We start from the raw sequence: 24,920 nt of genomic DNA on the forward strand, positions 1-24,920 counted from the left end.
GGGATTACATTAAATTTCCCATAATATTACCGTATTATATCATATAACATATGAGAAGTCATTCATATGTTATGCAATTTAACTAATAACTTATATCAAAAATGCAAAGAACCCTCTTGCATACGTTTTATACCCAACAGGGTATAAGTATCGTAGTTAAGAGGGTTCTTTATTTTATTCCAAGATTATTGTATCTTTACAATTTGATTTCTATTATCAATTTATATTGCTTAGCCTTTAGATGCTAACAATTTATCTACCGCTGCTTTCAAATCATCTAAGCCCTTCTTCGTTTCTGCCAATTCACGACGTTGTTGTTCGTTCTCAGCTTCTAACGTAGTAAGACGAGCTGCTTGATCAGCGATAACATATTTTTGTTCCGCATTTTCCTTTTTAAGGCTAGATACTTCATCTTGCATTACATACACAGAGCTAATAGGGCCTGCTTTGTAACGATCTGGAATATTTTTCTTTTCTGGACTGTAACCAAATTTATGAGTTACACCAGCATTAACCATATTATGGTTACCACCAACGGAAACGCCTACGTTGAACATAGTGTTTTCATTCGTGTAATGAGCAAGGCCAAGAGCTGCCGCAGTTTCACCGCGATAGTTGCCTACGCCGGCCATGATTTGTGTTGGTTCCAATGGGTCGTATTGAATTGGTTTCAATGCTGCCATTGCCGCTGCATGAGCACCAACATGTTGCACTTCACCAGCTACTTGATTGATAGCTTGGCTAGTATTTGCATTGGATGCATTTAATTGAGCTACATTCACTGCATCTGTTGGATCTGTACCAGGCGCAACACCTTTAATTTTGTTATTACCATTATTGAGGCCATCCTTCGTTAAGGATACAGGGCCTGCATGTGGATTTGTAGGGTTCGCACTACCAGGCGTAATAGTAATACCATTACCATTCGTCACCGTTGTATTGCCAGCTGCATCCTTAAATGTAGCAGACTTCATGTCTGTAAGATCAGGATTTACGGCATAACTGATAGATTTACCTGTTTGAGTAACCATCATGTTATTGCCTGCTTTGAAAGTAACAGTTTCTTCTGCCTTGATTTTTTCAGGGCTTGTACCTACAACAGTACTTTTACCAGAATCATCAGCTCCAACAGTAACCTTCCAACCAGAATCAGCCACGGCATTTTTCAATTGATCTTCTGTAGCTGCACGGCCAGAAACGATAGAACCTGGTGTCCAAGTTTTATTAGTTAAGCCTGTTACCGTGCCAGTAGTACCATCTACTGTAACCGCCTTAGTTGGATCTGTTCCTAATGTAATCTTATCATTCAACTTATTGTCATAAATTGTATGACCATCAGCAGCAGTTGTCTTAGTTAATACGATATTGCCCTTCGTATTACCTGCAGTTTCACCATTATTAGCAGTCAATTCAGTAGTGGACTTAGCGGCATACTCTTTCAATTGACCAACATTAACTGCATCCGTATTCGCCACACCAGCTGCCACATTCACAATCTTATTATTGCCATTATCGAGGCCATTGCTAGTCAAGGAAACCGTATCTTTACCAGTTTTTGTAATCGTTATGCCATCTTTATTGAAAGTTGCATTGTTGCCAGCAGCATCTTTAACAGTTACTCCCTTAGCATCACCCTTAGTTTCATCACCAGCTGCATTTTTCAATGTATTACTAGTTGCATTGGATACATTAGTATTACCTGCATTATCTGCCAATGTATTGCTAGTAGCTGTTGCAGTATTAGTATTACCTGCACCATCATCAATTACATTTTTATCAGCTGTAGATGTGTTCGTCTTAGCACCATCAGTGATAGTAGTACCCGCTGCAGTTGTAGCAGTGGATTTATTACCATCTACAACAGTGTTACCTGCCGCATTAGATGTATTCGTTTTACCACCATCTGTTTGAACGATACTATCGCCTTTAATAACAGTTGTTTTACCGCCTGTTGCTTCAAAGGTTGCAGAATTCATCTTAGTAAGATCTTTATTCAAGGAGTACGATACTGTTTTACCATTTTGGTCAATAACAAGATTATCCCCAGCTTGAAGTTTTACTTCTTCACCACTGGATACCTTAGTTGAAGCAGCGCCATTAGATACACCGCTAGAACCAGCAACGGTGCCGGTATTCACCTTCCAACCAGCGCCTACTGCATCAGATACTTGTTGCAATTGATCTTCTGTAGCTGCACGACCAGTAGTAGCTTTTGTTACACCTGGAACCCATGTTGTATTAGTCAAACCATCTAAATGACCATTAGCGCCATCTAATGTAACAGGTGTTGCACCATTACCCATAGTAATCTTATTATTCACACCATCAACAGCAATGTTTCCGATATTAGCTTTACCAGCAGTTATAGTAGATGTATTTGTACCATCTGTGATCGTATTCGATGTAGCATTGGATGTATTCTTATTACCATTGCCATCATCAATTACATTACTATCTACAGTAGACTTGTTAGACTTAGCACCATCTTTAATGACTTGACCATCTGCTGTGGTTTCTGTAGATTTAGTACCATTTGCTATCGTGTTACCAGCTGCTGTAGATGTATTCGCTTGAGTACCTGCAGTTTGTGTAATACTGTTGCCAGTAATGACTGTTGTATTACTGCCTGTGCCAAGGAATGTAGCAGAATTCATCTTCACAAGATCTTTGTTAAGGGTGAAAGTAAAGTCTCGTTCATTTTGATTTATGGTCATATTTTCGCCGGCAATCAATTGAACTTTATTGTCTTTACCAACCTTAGCATCTTTCTTAGTACCTGTTTGGGCACCAGATGTAGTAGTATCTTTATCTGCTGTGATTTGCCATGTTTGTTCACCTACAGCTTTTAATTGTTCTTCTGTAGCCGCACGGCCTTTTGTTGCAAAGTCTGCAGAATTTACAGTGGTATTGGACAATCCAGTGATGTCGTTTGTTGTACCACCAGTGACTGTTACATTACCAGTTTTGATTGTACCTGCAGCACCATTCATAGTTACCGCATTAGTACCGCCTGTAGTGAATGTGTTGTTTACACCATCCACAACAGAAGAACCAATAGTCGCTTTACCAGCTGTACCATCAAGAGTGATTTTATTACCACCTACACCTGTTGTAATGTTATCTTTTGTGATAACTGTGCTATTACCAGCATTATCTTTAACAGTTACAGAGCTAGATGTTGTTGCTGTTGTATTTGTACCATCTGTAATAGTGTTACCATCCACAGTGGATTTATTAGACTTAGTACCATCTACAATTGTATTTTCATCAACAGTAGATGTATTTGTCTTAGTGCCATCTTTAATGACTTGACCAGCTGCAGTCGTTTCTGTGGACTTAGTACCATCAGCTACAGTGTTACCAGCTGCAGTAGATGTATTCGTTTGAGTACCTGCAGTTTGCGTAATACTGTTGCCAGTAATGACTGTTGTATTACTACCTGTGCCAAGGAATGTAGCAGAATTCATTTTCACAAGGTCTTTGTTAAGGGTGAAAGTAAAGTCTCGTTCGTTTTGATTTATGGTCATATTTTCGCCAGCAATCAATTGAACTTTATTATCTTTACCAACCTTAGCATCCTTCTTAGTACCTGTTTGAGCACCAGACGTAGCTGTATCTTTATCTGCTGTGATTTGCCATGTTTGTTCACCTACAGCTTTTAATTGTTCTTCTGTAGCCGCACGGCCCTTCGTTGCAAAGTCTGCAGAATTTACAGTGGTATTGGACAATCCAGTGATGTCATTTGTTGTACCACCAGTTACTATTACATTACCAGTTTTGATTGTGCCTGCAGCGCCATCTAACTTAACAGCATTAGCACCACCAGTAGTGAATGTGTTGTTTACACCATCCACAACAGAGGAGCCAATTGTAGCCTTACCAGCAGTAATAGTACTTGTATTAGTACCATCTGTAATTGTATTAGATGTAGCATTAGATGTATTTACATTACCAGTACCATCATCAATTACATTGCTATCGACAGTAGACTTATTCGATTTAGCACCATCAACTAATGTGTTTTCATCAACAGTAGATGTATTTGTCTTAGTACCATCTTTAATCACTTGACCAGCGGCTGTAGTTTCTGTGGACTTAGTACCATTAGCTACAGTATTACCTGCTGCAGTAGATGTATTTGTTTGTGTACCTGCAGTTTGTGTAATGGAATCACCAGTAATAACAGTTTTATTAGTACCTGTACCAAGGAATGTTGCAGAGTTCATCTTCACAAGATCTTTGTTAAGAGTGAATGTAAAGTCTCGTTCATTTTGGTTAACTGTCATATTTTCTCCAGCAATCAAAGAAACTTTATCGTCTTTACCAACCTTAGCATCTTTCTTAGTACCTGTTTGAGCACCAGACGTAGCAGTATCTTTATCTGCTGTGATTTGCCATGTTTGTTCGCCTACAGCTTTTAATTGTTCTTCAGTAGCCGCACGGCCCTTCGTTGCAAAGTCTGCAGAATTTACAGTGGTATTGGACAAACCAGTGATGTCATTTGTTGTACCACCAGTTACTGTTACATTACCAGTCTTGATTGTACCTGCAGCACCATCTAACTTAACAGCATTAGCACCACCAGTAGTGAATGTGTTGTTTACACCATCAACGACAGAAGAACCAATCGTAGCCTTACCAGCTGTACCATCAAGAGTAATTTTGTTACCACCTACACCAGTTGTAATGTTGTCTTTTGTGATAACGGTGCTGTTACCAGCATTATCTTTAACAGTTACAGAGCTAGATGTTGTTGCTGTAGTATTTGTACCATCTGTAATAGTGTTACCATCCACAGTGGATTTATTAGACTTAGTACCATCTACAATTGTGTTTTCATCAACAGTAGATGTATTTGTCTTAGTACCATCTTTGATAACTTGACCAGCTGCTGTAGTTTCTGTGGACTTAGTACCATTTGCTACAGTATTACCAGATGCTGTAGCAGTATTGGTTTTAGTGCCATCAGCTTGAACGATGCTATCGCCTTTGATAACAGTTGTTTTACCCCCTGTTGCTTCAAAAGTTGCAGAGTTCATTTTCACGAGGTCTGCATTCAAAGAGTATGTAAAGTTTTTACCTGTTTGGTCTACAGTTAAGTTTTCACCAGCAATTAAGGACACCTTATCGTCCTTACCAACCTTAGCATTTTCTTTTAAGCCCGTTTGAACACCAGATGTACCAGCTTTCTTATCTGCAGTGATTTGCCATGTTTGTTCACCTACAGCTTTTAATTGTTCTTCTGTAGCCGCACGGCCTTTTGTTGCAAAGTCTGCAGCGTTTACAGTTGTGTTAGACAAACCAGTGATATCGTTTGTTGTATCACCAGTTACTGTTACAGCACCAGTCTTAATTGTGCCAGTTGCACCATCTAACTTAACAGCATTAGTCCCGCCTGTGGTGAATGTGTTGTTTACACCATCCACAATAGAAGAACCAATCGTAGCCTTGCCAGCTGTTCCATCGAGAGTAATTTTATTACCACCTACACCTGTTGTAATGTTGTCTTTTGTGATAACTGTGCTGTTACCAGCATTATCTTTAACAGTTAATGTACTAGCTGTTGCTTCTGTTGTATTTGTGCCATCTGTAACTGTGTTCGATGTAGAATTGGATGTGTTTACATTACCATTGCCATCATCGATAACATTACTATCTACAGTAGTTTTATTAGATTTAGTACCGTCAACGATTGTATTTTCATCAACAGTAGATGTATTTGTCTTAGTACCAGCTTTAATCACTTGACCAGCTGCTGTAGTTTCTGTGGACTTAGTACCATCAGCTACAGTATTACCACCTGCAGTAGAGATATTCGTTTGCGTACCTGCAGTTTGCGTAATGGAATCACCAGTAATAACTGTTGTATTACTACCTGTACCAAGGAATGTAGCAGAATTCATCTTCACAAGATCGGTATTCAAAGAGTATGTAAAGTTTTTACCTGCTTGGTCTACAGTTAAGTTTTCACCGGCAATTAAAGATACCTTATCGTCCTTACCAACCTTAGCATTTTCTTTTGTACCCGTTTGAGCACCAGAAGTGCCAGCTTTCTTATCTGCAGTGATTTGCCATGTTTGTTCGCCTACTGCTTTTAATTGTTCTTCTGTAGCCGCACGGCCTTTTGTTGCAAAGTCTGCAGAATTTACAGTTGTGTTAGACAATCCAGTAATATCGTTTGTTGTACCACCAGTTACTGTTACTGTACCAGTTTTGATTGTGCCTGCTGCACCATCCATAGTTACCGCATTAGTACCGCCAGTAGTAAATGTGTTGTTTACACCATCCACAATGGAAGAACCAATCGTAGCCTTACCTGCTGTACCATCAAGAGTAATTTTGTTACCACCTACACCTGTTGTAATGTTATCTTTTGTGATAACGGTGCTGTTACCAGCATTATCTTTAACAGTTACAGAGCTAGATGTTGTTGCTGTAGTATTTGTACCATCTGTAATAGTATTAACATCCACAGTGGATTTATTAGACTTAGTACCATCTACAATTGTGTTTTCATCAACAGTAGATGTATTTGTCTTAGTACCATCTTTAATTACTTGACCAGCTGCTGTAGTTTCTGTGGACTTAGTACCATCCGTTACAGTATTACCAGCTGCTGTAGATGTATTCGTTTGTGTACCTGCAGTTTGCGTAATGGAATCGCCAGTAATAACAGTTTTGTTAGTACCTGTACCATTGAACGTAGCAGATTCCAAATCTTTAAGTGACTTATTCAAGGAGTACGCTACAGTTTTACCATTTTGGTCAACGATTATGTTGTTACCCGCTTGGAACTGAACTTCTTCACCGCTTGCTACCTTAGTGGATGCAGCACCATTAGATTCACCAGTAGAACCAGTAACCTTACCGGTGTTGACCTTCCAACCAGCACCAACTGCATCAGATACTTTTTGCAATTGATCTTCTGTTGCGGCACGACCAGATACCGCTTGTGTTACACCTGGGGTCCAGTCTTTATTTGCAAGACCCATTACATGGTTATTTGTACCATCTACAGTAACACCACCGATATTAGCAGTCTTACCTGTGATTGTGCCTGTAGCACCATTTAATGTTACAGGGCTTGCACCACCTGTTGTGAATGTATTGTTTACACCATCAACGATAGAAGAACCAATCGTAGCCTTACCAGCTGTAATAGTACTTGTATTAGTACCATCTGTAATAGTGTTACCATCCACAGTGGATTTATTAGACTTAGTACCATCTACAATTGTGTTTTCATCAACAGTAGATGTATTTGTCTTAGTACCATCTTTGATAACTTGACCTTCTGCAGTCGTTTCTGTGAACTTAGTACCATCCGCTACAGTATTACCTGCTGCAGTAGATGTATTTGTTTGTGTACCAGCAGTTTGCATAATGGAATCACCAGTAATAACAGTTTTATTAGTACCTGTACCAAGGAATGTTGCAGAGTTCATCTTCACAAGATCTTTGTTAAGAGTAAATGTAAAGTCTCGTTCATTTTGATTTACTGTCATATTTTCGCCAGCAATCAAGGAAACTTTATCATCTTTACCAACCTTAGCATCTTTCTTAGTACCTGTTTGAGCACCAGACGTAGCAGTATCTTTGTCTGCTGTGATTTGCCATGTTTGTTCGCCTACTGCTTTTAATTGTTCTTCAGTAGCTGCACGGCCTTTTGTTGCAAAGTCTGCAGAGTTTACAGTTGTGTTAGACAAACCAGTGATATCGTTTGTTGTACCACCAGTTACTGTTACAGTACCAGTTTTGATTGTACCTGCAGCACCATCTAACTTAACAGCATTAGTACCACCAGTAGTGAATGTATTGTTTACACCATCCACAACAGAAGAACCGATTGTAGCCTTACCAGCTGTACCATCAAGAGTAAGTTTGTTACCACCTACACCAGTTGTAATGTTGTCTTTTGTGATAACAGTACTATTACCAGCATTATCTTTTACAGTTACAGAACTAGATGTTGTTGCTGTAGTATTTGTACCATCTGTAACTGTATTCGATGTAGCATTGGATGTATTTACATTGCCAGTACCATCATCGATAACATTACTATCTACAGTAGACTTGTTAGACTTAGTACCATCAGTTTGTGTAATGGAATCACCAGTAATAACAGTTTTGTTAGTACCTGTACCAAGGAAGGTTGCAGAGTTCATCTTCACAAGATTTTTGTTAAGAGTGAATGTAAAGTCTCGTTCATTTTGGTTAACTGTCATATTTTCGCCAGCAATCAAGGAAACTTTATCATCTTTACCAACCTTAGCATCTTTCTTAGTACCTGTTTGAGCACCAGACGTAGCAGTATCTTTATCTGCTGTGATTTGCCATGTTTGTTCGCCTACAGCTTTTAATTGTTCTTCTGTAGCTGCACGACCTTTTGTTGCAAAATCTGCACTAGTTACAGTTGTGTTAGACAAGCCAGTGATGTCGTTTGTAGTACCACCAGTTACTGTTACTGTACCAGTTTTGATTGTACCTGCAGCACCATTCATAGTTACCGCATTAGTACCGCCTGTAGTAAATGTGTTGTTTACACCATCCACAACAGAAGAACCAATCGTAGCCTTACCAGCGGTACCATCAATAGTTACTGCATTGGCACCTGTACCTAAAGTCACTTTATCGTTAAGCTTTACGTCATAAATAGTATGACCATCAGCTGCTGTAGTAGATGTTAATGTCACATTACCTGTTGTAGCATTAGCTGCTTCACCAGCATTTGCAGTAACTGTAGTCGTCGCTTTTTTCACATCTGCAATGTTAGCCGCATTTGTATTATCTGTGGCATCATTATTCACATGTCCACTAACAACATTTTTAATTACATTGTTACCATTATCTAAACCGGCATCCGTTAACGATACAGGAGCCTTACCAGTAGTATTGATACGTACACCATCTGCTGCGTAATTAGTACTTCCGTTAGCAGTAGTTATTGTAGTGCCCGCTGCGGTTGTTGCAGTAGAATTAGTACCATCAGCTACGGTATTACCTGCTGCAGTAGATGTATTCGTTTGAGTACCTGCAGTTTGTGTAATGGAATCACCATTGATTACCGTTTTATTGGTACCTGTCCCATTGAACGTAGCAGATTCCAAATCTTTAAGTACCTTATTTAAGGAGTACGCTACAGTTTTACCATTTTGGTCAACAATTAAGTTGTTACCAGCTTGGAATTGGACTTCTTCACCGCTTGCTACCTTAGTGGATGCAGCACCATTAGATTCACCAGTAGAACCAGTAACCTTACCGGTGTTGACCTTCCAACCAGCACCAACTGCATCAGATACTTTTTGCAATTGATCTTCTGTAGCGGCACGACCAGAAACAGCTTGTGTTACACCTGGAGTCCAGTCTTTATTTGCAAGACCCATTACATGGTTATTTGTACCATCTACAGTAACACCACCGATATTAGCGGTCTTACCTGTAATCGTACCTGTAGCACCATTTAATGTTACAGGACTTGCACCGTCAGTAGTGAAAGTATTATTTACACCATCCACAATGGAAGAACCAATTGTCGCTTTACCGGCTGTACCATCGATAGTTACCGCATTAGCACCAGTACCAAGTGTCACCTTATCGTTGAGTTTTACATCATAAATAGTATGACCATCAGCTGCTGTGGTAGATGTTAATGTCACATTACCTGTTGTAGCATTAGCCGCTTCACCTGTGTTAGCAGTGATTTCAGTTTTAGACGCTTTTTTAGCGGCATTGATAGCATCAGCTACGTTTTTAGCTGTAGCCACACCGTCTGTAGTTGGACCTGTAATTGTACCATCTGTACCAGCAGTAATAGATGCTGTGTTTACATCATATTTTACAACGCCATTATCATCGATGGATGCAGTTGTTAACGTACCATTCTTGAAATTCAAGCCATCAGCTAAGGATACTTGTTTAGCAGTACCATCATTTGCTTTGTAGGACAAGTTTGTCTTGTTTGCAATCTTAGTACCATCAATAGTTACTTTGTAATCCTTAGTTGTACCATCTGCACTAGTTGTAGGTGTTACAGTCAATGGATTGTTAGCATCCGTTGTATCTGTGCTTACTGTTACAGCCGCTACAGCAGATTTTTTAACCTCTGCTTCAGAGACTGTGAGATTTACATTTTTACCATTTACATCAGTAGAAATGTACTTACCATCACCTTTAATACCGAATGTATCATCCTTAAGATTAACGGATCCAGTATTAGTCGCTACATCACCAGTGAACTTCAATGTAATAGCACCAGTGGCAGCCTTCAATTGCTCTTCTGTAGCTGCACGGCCTTTTGTAGCAAAATCTGTACCAGTTAAAGAGGTATTGGATAAGCCCGTAATGTCATTGGTAGTACCACCAGTTACTGTTACATTACCAGTTTTAACGGTACCATCTGCACCATTAACTACTACAGCATTTGTACCTCCAGTAGTAATCTTACTTGCTACACCATCGATACCAACAGTACCGATTTGTGCTTTACCAGCAGTAATTGTGCTTGTGTTTGTACCATCTGTAATTGTATTAGATGTAGCATTAGACGTATTTGTATTAGCACCATCAGTTTGAACGATACTATCGCCTTTGATAACAGTTGTTTTACCGCCTGTTGCTTCAAAGGTTGCGGAGTTCATCTTCACAAGGTCGGTATTCAAGGAATATGTAAAGTTTTTACCATCTTGATCTACAGTTAAGTTTTCACCGGCAATTAAGGATACCTTATCGTCCTTACCAACCTTAGCATTTTCTTTTGTACCCGTTTGAGCACCAGAAGTGCCAGCTTTCTTATCCGCTGTGATTTCCCAAGTTTGGCTACCTGCAGCATCTGCAACAGCTTTCAATTGGTCTTCTGTTGCAGCTTGGCCAGTAGTAGCAGTACCATTCCAAGTTGTATTAGATAAGCCGCCAATAGTATTAGCCGTACCGTTAACAGTAACACCGCCGATATTAGCAGTCTTACCTGTAATCGTACCTGTAGCACCATTTAATGTTACAGGACTTACACCGCCAGTAGTGAAAGTATTATTTACACCATCAATAACAGAGGTACCAATCGTAGCTTTACCAGCTGTACCATCTATTGTTACCGCATTAGCACCAGAGCCCAACGTTACTTTATCGTTGAGTTTTACATCATAAATAGTATGACCATCAGCAGCTGTAGTAGATGTTAATGTCACATTACCTGTTGTTGCATTAGCTGCTTCACCTGTGTTAGCAGTGATTTCAGTTTTAGATGCTTTTTTAGCTGCATTGATAGCATCAGCTACATTTTTAGCTGTAGCCACACCATCTGTAGTTGGGCCTGTAATTGTGCCATCTGCACCAGCAGTGATAGATGCTGTATTTACATCATATTTCACAACGCCATTATCATCGATAGATGCAGTTGTTAACGTACCATTCTTGAAGTTCAAGCCATCAGCTAATGAAACTTGTTTTGCAGTACCATCATTTGCCTTATAGGACAAGTTAGTCTTGTTAGCAATCTTAGTACCATCAATAGTTACCTTGTAATCCTTAGTTGTACCATCTGCACTCGTTGTCGGTGTTACGGTCAATGGATTATTAGCATCTGTTGTATCTGTGCTTACTGTTACAGCTGCTACAGCAGATTTTTTAACCTCTGCTTCAGAGACCTTCACAGTCAAATTCTTGCCATTCGCATCAGTAGATACATATTTACCATCACCAACAATGCCCAATGTATCATCTTTCAGATTGACTACACCAGGGGATGTATTTGTATTACCAGAGAATTTCAAGTTAACTGCATCAGTAGTCGTTTTTGCTGTTTCAGCTACGGCTTTCAATTGATCTTCCGTCGCTGCACGGCCAGTTGTAGCTGTACCATTCCAAGTTGTATTGGCCAAGCCCGTTACATGATTGTTATCACCATCAATAGTTACACCACCGATAACTGCATTTTTAGCAGTGATTTTACCAGTTGCGCCATCAAGTTTAATAGTTTCAGTTGTACCAGTACCAACAGATACGCTAGTCAAACCAGCAAGATCCTTATTCAATGAATAAGTAAACTTACGTTCATCTTGATTAATTGTAAGGTTATCCCCTGCAACCAATTCGACAGTTTCATCCTTGCCAACAGTAGCATTTTTCTTAGTACCTGTTTGTGCACCAGTTGTACCTGCTTTATCTGCCGTAATATTCCAAGTTTGGCTAGATGCAGCATCTGCTACTTTTTGTAATTGATCTTCTGTTGCAGCACGGCCTGTTACGGCTTTTGTTACACCAGGAGTCCAATCTTTATTAGCCAAACCAGTTACAGTGCCAGTTGCACCATCTACCTTAATAGAGTTTGTACCACCAGTAGTAATTGTGCCAGTTGCACCATCAACAGTTGTTACACCTGCAGTTACTTTTGCAGCTGTACCATCTACTGTAACAGCGTTAGCGCCAGAACCAAGTGTCACTTTATCATTGAGTTTTACGTCATAAATAGTATGACCATCAGCAGCTGTAGTAGATGTTAATGTCACATTACCTGTTGTAGCATTAGCAGCCTCACCTGTATTAGCCGTGATTTCAGTTTTAGATGCTTTTTTAGCCGCATTAATAGCATCCGCTACGTTTTTAGCAGTTGCTACGCCATCAGTTGTAGGGCCTGTAATTGTACCATCTGTACCAGCAGTAATAGATGCTGTATTTACATCATATTTCACAACGCCTTTATCATCGATAGATGCAGTCGTCAAAGTACCATTTGTGAAATCTAAGCCATCTGCTAAGGATACTTGTTTTGCAGTACCGTTATTTGCTTTATAGGACAAGTTTGTCTTATTCGCAATCTTAGTACCATCAATAGTTACTTTGTAATCCTTAGTTGTACCATCTGCACTAGCTGTAGGTGTTACAGTCAATGGATTATTAGCATCAGTTGTATCTGTGCTGACTGTTACAGCAGCTACAGCAGATTTTTTAACTTCTGCTTCAGACACTGTAAGTTTTACATTTTTACCGTTTACGTCAGTAGAGATGTATTTACCATCGCCTTTAATACCAAATGTATCATCTTTAAGATTTACAGATCCAGTATTAGTTGCTACATCACCAATGAACTTCAATGTTGTAGCACCAGTGGCAGCCTTCAATTGGTCTTCTGTTGCAGCACGTCCAGATACGGCTGTACCATTCCATGTTGTATTAGATAAACCGCCAATAGTATTAGCTGTACCATTTACAGTAACGCCGCCAATAGTAGCCGTTTTACCTGTAATGGCCCCCGTTGTACCATCGATAGTTACAGCATTAGCACCAGAACCAAGTGTCACCTTATCGTTGAGTTTTACATCATAGATAGTATGTCCATCAGCAACTGTGGTAGATGTTAATGTCACATTACCTGTTGTAGCATTAGCAGCCTCACCAGTATTCGCAGTGATTTCTGTTTTAGACGCCTTTTTAGCTGCATTGATAGCGTCAGCTACGTTTTTAGCAGTTGCTACGCCATCAGTTGTAGGGCCTGTAATTGTACCATCTGTACCAGCAGTGATAGATGCGGAATTAACAGCAACTTTCACACCCGCTGATGTAGCAGACGTGCTCACGAGGCTGCCATCACCGGTCACGGCAAAGGATACGTCCCCGTCTTTAAGGTATTTATTACCTGTGGAACCAGTGTCAGCAGTGAGTCCAATGCCCTTAGTAGTAGCGTTAACAGTGTCAGCATCTAAACCAACTGTAATTGTTTGGTTATTAACTTTTGCCGTCACACCATTCGCACCAGCCACATTAAGTTTTTGGTTTTTAAGGTCCACAGTGCCATTATTTGTGCCGTCAGTAATATTTAGGTTTTGAGACAAGTTAGCCACTGCATTTTGAACATCGCCGATATTCGCCGCATTCGTCAATGTAGTGCCACCGCTAGCTACATTGCTAATCACCTTATTACCAGCATTGATGCCCGTCGTTTTATCGATGGAAATACCACCAACGGTCACATTATCTGTCGTTACACCAGTGCCTGTAATGGCCGTTGTACCATTCGTTAAACCATTTGTATTGATAACAGTATTGCCTGCCGTGAAGGATGTACCTGTAAATGATGTGCCTGTAAAAGTAGTACCTGTGAAAGCTTTACCCGTTACAGAACCATCAGTGCCATCCAAGGTAATTTTATTCGCACCAGAACCAACAGTTACTTTGTTATTAGCTGTTACAGAATCAACAGTAATATCTTTCTTAGTAGCAACAGTAATCTTCTTTTTATCTGTACCATCTTGTGTAATCTCGATGTTATCACCATTAACAAGATCTACTGTATCGCCGCCTTTAACAGCCGTTTTATCTGTTGTACTGGAATTCGTTGTAATATTCCAAGCCGCACCTGCTTTTGCTGCATCAGCCGCTTTGTTGATAGCATCAGCTACATTTTGCGCAGTTGCCAAGCCATCATTACCAGTTACGGACGCTTCACCTGTCGTGGCATTACTGTTAATCGTAGCACGCTTTGTAGAAATCTCAACCGTATTACCATTCATATTAGTAGATACAAAGTCGCCTGTTGCGCCTTTCACATTAAATGCCACATCAGCAGCGCTCAAGGATTGGCTGGATGCTGTGCCAGCATCTGCACCAAGGGAGATATTTCTAGCTAACGCTGCTGTATTAGTAGCAATAGCGGCTGTATTTTTAGTGATATTCCCTTTATTAGCAGCAATATCTGTGGTATTCGTATTGATTTGATTCTTAGTTGCTGTATTAAGATCAAAGGATACTTTACCATCGTTATCAACAGTAGCAACTGTGGAGTCACCATCTACAAAATCAAGACCTTTAGATAAAGAAACCTTCTTCGCATTAGCATCTGCCGCACTATTAGCACGATATGTTAAATCAGTTTTAGCAGCGAGTTTTGTTGTATCGATACCAATTGCATAATCTTTAGAATTAGTACCCGCTGTTGGGGTTACCGTAATAGGATTATCTGCTTGTGCGTCTTTACTTACCGTTACAGCAGCAACAGCTAAATCTTTCACTTTAGCCGCATCAACAGCAACTTTCACACCCGCTGCCGTAGCAGTTGTGCTCACAAGATTGCCATCGCCAGTTACCGCAAAGGATACATCACCGTCTTTAAGGTATTTATTACCTGTAGAACCAGTATCAGCAGTAAGGCCAATCCCCTTCGTTGTAGCATTAACAGTATTCGCGTCCAAACCAACTGTGATCGTTTGATTATTTACAGTCGCTGTTACACCATTAGCACCAGCCACGTTAAGTTTTTGGTTTTTAAGGTCCACAGTGCCGTTATTTGTACCATCAGTAATATTAAGGTTTTGAGACAAGTTAGCAACAGCTTGTTTCACATCACCAATGTTCGCTGCATTAGAATCATCGGTAGCATTATTGTTTACTGTACCGCTGGCTACATTAGAAATAACCTTACCACCAGCATTGATACCAGCAGTTTTATCAATAGAGATACCACCTACAGTTACTTTATCTGTTGTAATACCTGTGCCTGTAATAGCAGTTGTACCATTTGTTAAACCAGATGTATTGATAACAGTATTACCTGCCGTTACGGAATCAACAGTTATATTCTTAGCCGTTCCGATGGTGAAAGTCTTACCAGTTTGGCTGATTGCAATGTTATCACCATTGTTAAAGGTAATAGTATCGCCACCTTTTACCTCTTCTTCAGCATGCGTATTCGCTTTCACCTTGAAAGAAGAAGCAGCCTTAGCAGCATCCTTAATAGCTTGTTCATTAACAGTCAAGGTTACATCATTGCCAGATGCAGCTGTCGAGATAAACTTGTTATCCCCTTTGATATTAAAAGATACATTACCATCTTTTAAGGACTTAGCAGTCGTAGATGTGCCGTTATCATCAGCTAACGCAATAGTATGGGCAATGTTTGCTGTGTTTGTTGCAATATTGGTTGTATTAGTAGTAATTTGGTTTTTATTCGCAGTGATATTTGACGTATTCGTAGCAATATCTTGTGCATTTTTTGCAATCTTACCACCCAATACAGTGTTTGTATTATTAATTGCACTCGCCACATCACTTGCATCAGCTACGCCAGCAGTTCCTGTAGCAGTGCCATCCGCATTAGCAGTTAGAGTACCTTTAGCTACATCAATAGTAATTGTTTGACCATTAACAGTAGCTTTTGCAGCGCCTGTGCCTGTAACTGTTAATGTTTGATTTTTAAGAGCTACGGTACTATTTTTTGTACCGTCAGAAATATTAAGTTTTTGGTCTCCAACAATATCTTTTAACTGTTTAACATTAACTGCATCTGTATCAGCTGTACCAGTTGCCACATCTTTAATTTGTTGATTTGCTGCACTAATACCTTCTAACCCAAACTGTGCTGTATTAGTTCCTGTGGCATCACCAAAGGCAATTCCTTTGGCATTATATTCAGACATATTAGAACCATCAGTAAGTGTCACTCCAGAAGTAGTAACAACAGTATTACCACCACTCCCATTATCTAAGGAAATAGTGCCCATACCAATTTGAGTTAAATCAGTAATCCCATTATTAATTCTGATACCGGAGCTATCAATAGAGGTTCCTGCGCCAGTATTATCTTTAAATTCAGCATGATCTGCTGTTATACCACCATTACTACCATCTAATTTAATGGTTTCACCTATATTATTGCCAATCGATACAGAAGATAAATTAGTAAGGTTCTTATTTAGCTTCACAGAGATATTTTTATTATCACGCTCAACTGTAATATTACTACCACCCGTGAAATCGACAATATCTCCTTTGCCAACAGTCGTAGGATTAGCTTCACCATTAGCAGATAACTTCCATTCATAAGCACTCTTTGTAACAGCATTATTAATGGCATCTGCTACATTTTTAGCAGTGGCTAAACCATCATCACCTGTTACAGAAGCTGTACCATTGTTTGTATCACTATCTATTTGGGCACGCTTAGTAGATACTTCTACAGTGTTGCCATTCATCTTAGTAGAAATGAAATCACCAGTAGCCCCCTTCACATTGAAGGCTACATCTCCGGTAGATAAAGATTGGCTAGATCTTGCTCCTGTATCTGCACCAAGAGAAATATTTCTAGCAATCGCTGTTGTGTTTGCCGCAATATTAGTTGTATTAGTTGCAATTTTACCTTTATTGGTAGCAATATCTGTTGTATTTGCAACAATCTTATTTTTATTAGTGGCTATATCTGCAGCATTTGTAGCAATATTAGCTTTATTAGCAGCAACGCCAGTAGTATTAGTATTGATTTGATTCTTAGTAGCTGCATTTAGGTCGAAGGATACTTTACCATCGTCATTTACAATTGCAATAGTGTTGCTACCATTAACAAAATTTAGCCCTTTAGACAAAGCTACGTTCTTAGCTGTAGATGCGCCATTAGCTGTATAAGCTAAATTGGTATTAGCCGCTAATTTATCTGTATCAACCGCAATAGTTACACCAGAACTAGATGCAGTTGTCTTTACTACAGAGCCATCACCTTTGATATCAAAAGCAATATCTCCATCCTTTAGATGTTTTATTCCAGTACCACCAGAATTAGCTGCTAATCCAATACCATTTGAAATGGCATTCTGAGCATCTGTTGTTAAACCTATAGTAACAGTTTGTCCGCTTACTGTAGCATTGATTCCCGTACCACTTGTCACCTTGAGTGATTCAGTACCAAGCTGAACAGAGCCTTTATGATTGGCTCCATCTGTCAGATTAAGCGTTGCACCTGATACATAACGCTTAACGTCTCCAATATTAGCCGCATTACTATCTTTACTACCACCAGTAGCTACATTATTAATGGCTTGATTACCTGCACTAATGCCATTTGTACCAAATGAAACTGCACTTGAGCCAGTACCACTTGTTAAACCGGTAGTATTAATTGTCGTACTGCCCGCTGTGAAAGCTTTCCCTGTTACACTTCCTGTTGTACCATTAATAGAAACCGCGTTGGTTCCACTGCCGAATGCTGCCTGTGCATTGGTTCCATTTAAGCTAATCGCATTGCTCCCCGAACCAGCCGTAATAGTTGCAGAAGTTCCATCTAACTTGATGGCATTAGTACCTGTACCAGCCGTCATCGCACCTGTTGTACCATCTAGCACAAGCTGTTTAGCTGCTGTACCTACGGTTACCTTATTGTTAGCTTTCACAGAATCTACGGTAATATCTTTATTTAATTTGGTAGTAATCTTCTTACCTGTACGTTCAACAGTAATATTAGAAGAATCACCATTGAAATCTACCTTATTACTTTTTGCTACGCTTTCACCAGCATCACCATTAGCAGATACCGTCCATGTATATGCATTTTTAGAAATGGCATCATTAATAGACTGCGCTACGTTTTTTGCATCAGCCATACCTTTATTGGCTGATGCCACGCCATTAGCATTAACACTAATATCCTGTGTTTTACCAGCAATGGTAATACCATTTGTATTTGCTGTCGTTGTAATATAGGTAGTATCCCCTTTAATAGCCAATGTACCATTAGCAAGGTTCACATCATTATTGCCACTATTGCCACTGAAAGCAAGGTTTACGCTCTTTAATTGAGCCACATTGACTGCATCTGTATTGTTTGTACCAGCTGCTACACCAGTAATTTGACGAGTTACACTACTACTATCACCAACGGATACTGCTGCATTTGTACTGGTAAGTACATTACCAGCTAATCCACCATACTTATTAGTACGACCATCATTTGGATCGTATCCTTTAACACCTTTATCAACAGTAGCCTTAGAGCTGGAGCCTATTGCAACGCCATCTTTTACCTTAGCAATTGCACCGGTTCCAAGAGCTGTGGCATTTTCTGCTGTTGCAGAGGCAGCAGATCCTAATGCAGTCGCATTTTTAGCTATAGCAGATGCCTGATGACCAAATGCACTCGCCTCAGTTGCATCAGTTGTAGCTCCAAAACCAACTGCGGTTTGGAAGTTAGTATTATCCTTGGTCACAGTTGCTGCGCCAATAGCAGTAGTACCTACACCAGCGGCTTTAGCGCCTTGGAATTTACCATAGTTATCACCACCACCAAGAGCAACTGCATAATCACCATTGGCAATAGTATAACGGCCTATTGCAAGACTAGGTGCTGCACCAGTTGTTGTCTTAGCATTACTATTTTCACCAATAGCAATAGTTGAAAAACCTAATGCATTAGCCCCCTTACCAATTGCAATAGAAGAGGCAGCGCCACCTTGTGCGCCATTACCAATAGCCACTACATCATTAATAGGTGTCGCTGTAGTACTATTAATAATAGTAGCACTTTTGCCTAATAAAACGGATCCACTAGAATATATATCACCTGAACCAGCACCATTACCAACACTGATATTATTGCTACCTGTTAATTTACGTCCCGCATTCGTACCAATACCTACGTTCTCTGACCCATTAGATTGTTGTCCTGCAGCCCAGCCAATTCCTATTGAGTTAGAATTACTTTGAGCACCTAGATTTGACTGATAACCAATAGATACTACAGATTCAGCATTAGCTTGAGACCCATTTCCCAAAGAAACACCATTATTACCGCTTGATTGAGTACCTGGGCCAATTGCAACAGCATCATTTCCTGTAGCACCATCATTATTTTTATTACCAACAGCTGATGATTTCACTGAAATGTAATTGATAGGTTTAATTTGACTGGCCACCGCAAATAATTGGGACCCATTAATGGCATCTGTACTTGTAGCAGATACTTCACCAGCTGCTACGTTCTTGATTTGACGCTCTTTACCTGCTGCACCAACAGAAACTTGCATGTTAGGGTCTGAAGTAGCACCCGCAAAGTTATATGCAATACCATTAACCGTAGTTGAAGTTTGTTTTGTAGCTGTTGTTGCAGTTGTAGAGCCACTACCTAACGCAACTGCGCCCTTCAAAGTTGATTGTGCATTTGTACCAATAGCTACTGCATCCTCAGCACTAGCCTTTGTATTTTTACCAATAGCCAAAGCACCTTTTGCTGAAGCAGTAGTTCTATCAGCAGATGTATCATTATCTTGTGCACCTATTGCCAACCCGCCTTTTGATGCATAAGCATGATGTCCTATCGCTGTGGATGTATCATCAGCAACCACCTTACGCCCCATTGCAACAGAGTAACCACCATTTGCAGAGGCTCCATTACCCATAGCTAAAGAGGTAGATCCTTTAGTAATTGTTTGTCGACCTATTGAGACTGAATATGTTCCTTTAGCAGTAGAATCTTGACCAATTACGACTGCACTAGCATATTCATTGCCAGTGTCTTCTAATACGCGTTGACCAAGTGCTACACCACCAGTTGCAGCAACAGAAGTCTGTCCAATAGCAACACCACCATTTGCAGCATTAGCATAATAGCCAAGAGCTACTGCATTATCACCTTCTGCAGTAGTGGCAGTATTAATATTCCGATTAAGACGATTAATATCACCACCATCAGCCTTAAGCTCCTCTGCAAAACCAGCTGCGCCAGTCCCCCCTGCACCACCTCCAATAGCTACGGAATTACTACCTAATGCTTGTGCATTTACACCTAAAGCAGTCGTTCTAACAGCACTAGCTATTGCATTACTACCTATAGCCGTAGCATCTTGCTCAGATGCTTGAGATTTAAAGCCATATGCGGCTGACTGCTTACCAGTTGCATGTGCTTCACTACCTACAGCCGTTGCATTTATATTCAATGCTTGGCCATCATAACCAATAGCAATAGCCTTTTCTCCAGTGGCTTTAGGATAATTAGCTGTAGCTGTGTAATCTCCAGAAACTTTCCCACTACCTAACGCAATAGAGTAGTTACCAGATGCATCTGCACTAACCCCCATTGCCATAGAGCCTACTGCTCTAGCTCGAGTTGCAACACCGATAGATACACTAGAATAGTTATTACTAATAGGATTAGCCTTATCATTATTTGCTTCAACACCAATAGCAATAGTATTATTAGCTTTCGCCTTAGCATTAAAACCTATACCTACAGCGTTTACTTTGCTCTCTGCATTCCAGCCAACAGCAACGCCACCACGACCATCGGCAATTGCACTAGAACCAATAGCAGTAGCACTTTCACCAGTAGCATTACCACCACTAGCCGCAAAAGCATTATTGCCATTTGCATTTGTTGATCCAGTGCCACCTAAAGCTACGGAATTATCACCTTTAGCTGTAGCCCAACCAAGACCAACCGCACCAGCGCCATTAACCTCTGCACCACCAATAGCAACAGAAGAACTACCTGATGCTTGGCTATGTGCACCTATAGCAACAGTCGCTACGTTACCATTCGCTATTGTAGTATTATCATTCATATTAGGTCCTACAACTAAACCTTGTGTAGGATTAAATCCTACACCATTAGAGTTCCAGCCTGTTCTATTTCCACTACCATTTATAGCTTGACTGTCCTGTACGCCATTAACCATCGCCAACGCCGCAAATATCCCAGCCACTACGATTTTCTTTTTACCTGTTTTGTTCTTTGCAATTTCAGATACTACAACGTAGCACTGTTTTGACTTAGACCAAATTACTTTAAAAATCTTGTTCATTCGTTTTCCTTTTACTAACTATCTCTCAAAACCATATCTTATATAAATCAATTTCTAGTATTTGTATTTCGTTATACCTCAAAATATACCCATTATATTTTAAAGCTCATTTCATAATTTTATCATATTTTATCTACATCAAACAATGAAATTTGATGCATTATACGAATATTTAATTGCAAATCAAATATTTTCGAAAACCAAAAGGTTATAGATTTAATCTATTTCTTTTATATTTATCTATGTATATTTTTATCTTTTTGGATGAATATTTATGAATTATTATACAGTTGAATTGTTAACATTTATTCTAACTAATATATCTATTTAATTTCAATATGAGTATTTTTTATCTCGTATTTACAAATTGATGTGATATTTTATTTTTAAAGTATATTTTCTAATTTATTTTATGTTCAAGATAGCATTTTAATAAGAGAGATAATTCTAAACGCAAAAAAGCCACCACTCATAAGGAGTGGTGGCTTTCACCATATACATATTCATACGTGAAGATATACAAATATATAAATTGTGTATGCACCTAAAACTATGCTTTAGAAGCAAGCAATTGATCAACAGCTGCTTTCAATGCATCTATTTCAGATTGTTGTTTATCAAGCTTAGCCTTGTACGCTTCGTTTTCAGAACGCAATTGAGTCATTTCATCTTGCATTACATAAATGGAGCTAATAGGGCCCGCTTTATAACGATCAGGAATATTTTTCTTTTCAGCACTAATGCCAAATTTGTGTGTTACGCCCGCATTAATCATATTATGGTTGCCACCAACAGACACGCCTACGTTAAACATAGTATTGTCATTTGTATAGTGTGCAATACCTAAAGCTGCTGCACTTTCACCACGATAGTTACCTACGCCAGCCATGATTTGTGTTGGAGCCAATGGATCGTATTGAATTGGTTTCAACGCCGCCATTGCAGCTGCATGAGCACCTACACGTTGGGTTTCCGTAGCAACCTTGCTAATTTCTTGACGAAGTTGCGTTGTATTACCCGAGTTATTTTGGGTCATTTGATTAATCGCATCGGCCACATTATCTGCAGTTGCGAGATCATTGCCACTAGCCGTAGCATGACCATTTGCAACGGAAATAGTCGATGTTTGAGCATTGTATTTCACTACGCCATTCGAATCTACAGTTGCTTTTGTATGAGCACCATCCTTGAAATTAAATCCGCTTGCAAGGCTTGTTGTTTGACCATTGGTACCATTCGCAGCATAAGCAATTTTAACATTGTTCGTATTCAATAATAATCTGACACCTGTACTTGTAGCATTAGTCGTAATCATTGTATCGCCAGTGACATTGAAAGTACCATTTTGTAGATTCATAGTTTGTTGACTATTGTTATCACCATCAAACTTAAACGTTGCAGAAGATGCGACACTGCTAATTGCTTGTTGCAATTGACTTTCTGTAGCTGCTCGGTTTGGTGTAGTTGTAATACCATTCCATGTTGTATTAGATAAACCTGTAATGGTATTTGTTGTACCACTAACTGTTACGTTGCCAGCTTTCAAGGTACTACCTGTTACTGTACCTCCTGCAGTTACATCAGCCGTAGTAGTAACATTCTTAGCATTTACATCACCAGAGGCATTTATATTCTTAGTAGTTATGATACCACTAGTGCCATCAACAGTAATTTTGTCATTACCGGTACCAAACTCTACTTTGTCATTCAACTTAATATCGAACTTAGTATGACCATCAGTGCTATCCTTTGTCTTAGCTAACAACAAGTTACCAGATGTTACATTAGCTTGGTTTCCACCATTAACTGTAACTTCAGTAGTAGATGCTGCCGCATTTTTAGAAGCTTGGTCAGCTACAGCCTTTAATTGATCTTCAGTAGCCGCGCGACCAGTAGTAGCTGTACCATTCCATGTTGTATTCGTTAAACCAGTTACAGTACCTGTTGAACCATCAACATTTACGGAATGTGTACCACCAGTGGTGAATGTATTGTTAACACCATCAATAACGGAAGTTCCAATAGTAGCCTTACCAGCTGTACCATCGATAGTTACAGCATTAGCACCAGTACCAAGTGTTACCTTATTGTTAAGTTTCACATCATACTTAGTATGACCATCAGCTTCAGTAGTGGACGTTAATGTCACATTACCCGTAGTAGCATTAGCTCCTTCACCGCCATTAGCAGTCAATACTGTTGTAGAAGCTTTCTTAGCTACATTAATAGCATCAGCTACGTTTTTAGCAGTTGCTACACCATCAGCGGTAGGAGCAGTTATTGTGCCATCTGTACCGGCAGTGATAGTTACCGTATTTACACTATATTTAACAACCCCTTTATCATCAATGGTTGCTGTCGTCATAGTCCCATTTGTAAAGTCTAATCCATCTGCTAAGGATACTTGTTTTGCAGTACCGTTATTCGCTTTGTAGGACAAGTGCGTCTTATTCGCAATCTTTGTACCATCGATAGTTACCTTATACTCCATAGTTGTACCATCTGTACCAGGAATAGATCTTACAGTTAATGGATTATTGGTATCATTTGTATCTGTACTTACTGTTACAGCAGCGACAGCAGATTTTTTTACCGCTGCTTCAGATACTGTAAGTTTTACATTATTACCATTTACGTCGGTAGAAATGTATTTACCATCGCCTTTAATACCGAATGTATCATCCTTAAGATTTACGGTGCCAGTATTAGCTGCTACATCACCAGTAAATTTCAATGCAACTGCGTCAGTATTAGACTTGGCTGCATCTGCAACGGATTTCAATTGATCTTCAGTAGCCGCACGACCTGTAGTAGCTGTGCCATTCCAAGTTGTATTAGCAAGACCTGTTACGAAATTATTAGTACCATCTACTGTAATACCACCGATAATAGCCGTCTTATTTGCACCATTTAAGGTGATAGTTTGTGTAGTTCCATTACCAATACCTACACTTGTAAGACCTTTTAGCTCTTTATTCAAGGAGTAAGTGAACTTACGTTCATTTTGGTCGATAGTGAGGTTATCCCCTGCTACAAGTTCAACAGTTTCATCTTTACCTACAGTAGCCTCCTTTTTAGTACCTGTTTGATTACTTAAAGTACCGGTCTTATCTGCTGTAATCTTCCATTTTTGACTAGATGCAGAATCCGCTACAGCCTTTAATTGGTCTTCAGTAGCAGCACGACCAGTTGTAGCTGTACCATTCCATGTTGTATTAGATAAACCGCCAATAGTATTAGCCGTACCATTTACAGTAACGCCACCAATAGTAGCCGTTTTACCTGTAATAGCACCCGTTGCTCCGTTCAAGTTAATTGCATTAGCACCAGAACCAACAGTGACTCTATTATTAGCGGTTACAGAATCAA

General features: G+C 39.6%; 2 protein-coding genes. Both read right to left on the reverse strand.

Annotated features, from left to right (window positions below; all coding sequences use genetic code 11):
- Positions 1-230: 230 nt before the first annotated feature.
- A complete protein-coding gene (locus O3598_RS09415) occupies positions 231-21,551 on the reverse strand; it encodes an ESPR-type extended signal peptide-containing protein (RefSeq protein WP_371452490.1) in 21,321 nt (7,106 codons plus the stop codon).
- A gap of 550 nt (positions 21,552-22,101) precedes the next feature.
- A partial coding sequence (locus O3598_RS09420; RefSeq protein WP_371452491.1) for a beta strand repeat-containing protein occupies positions 22,102-24,920 on the reverse strand: 2,819 nt, incomplete at its 5' end.

It is taken from the genome of Veillonella atypica (assembly GCF_041431435.1).
Taxonomy (GTDB): domain Bacteria; phylum Bacillota; class Negativicutes; order Veillonellales; family Veillonellaceae; genus Veillonella; species Veillonella atypica.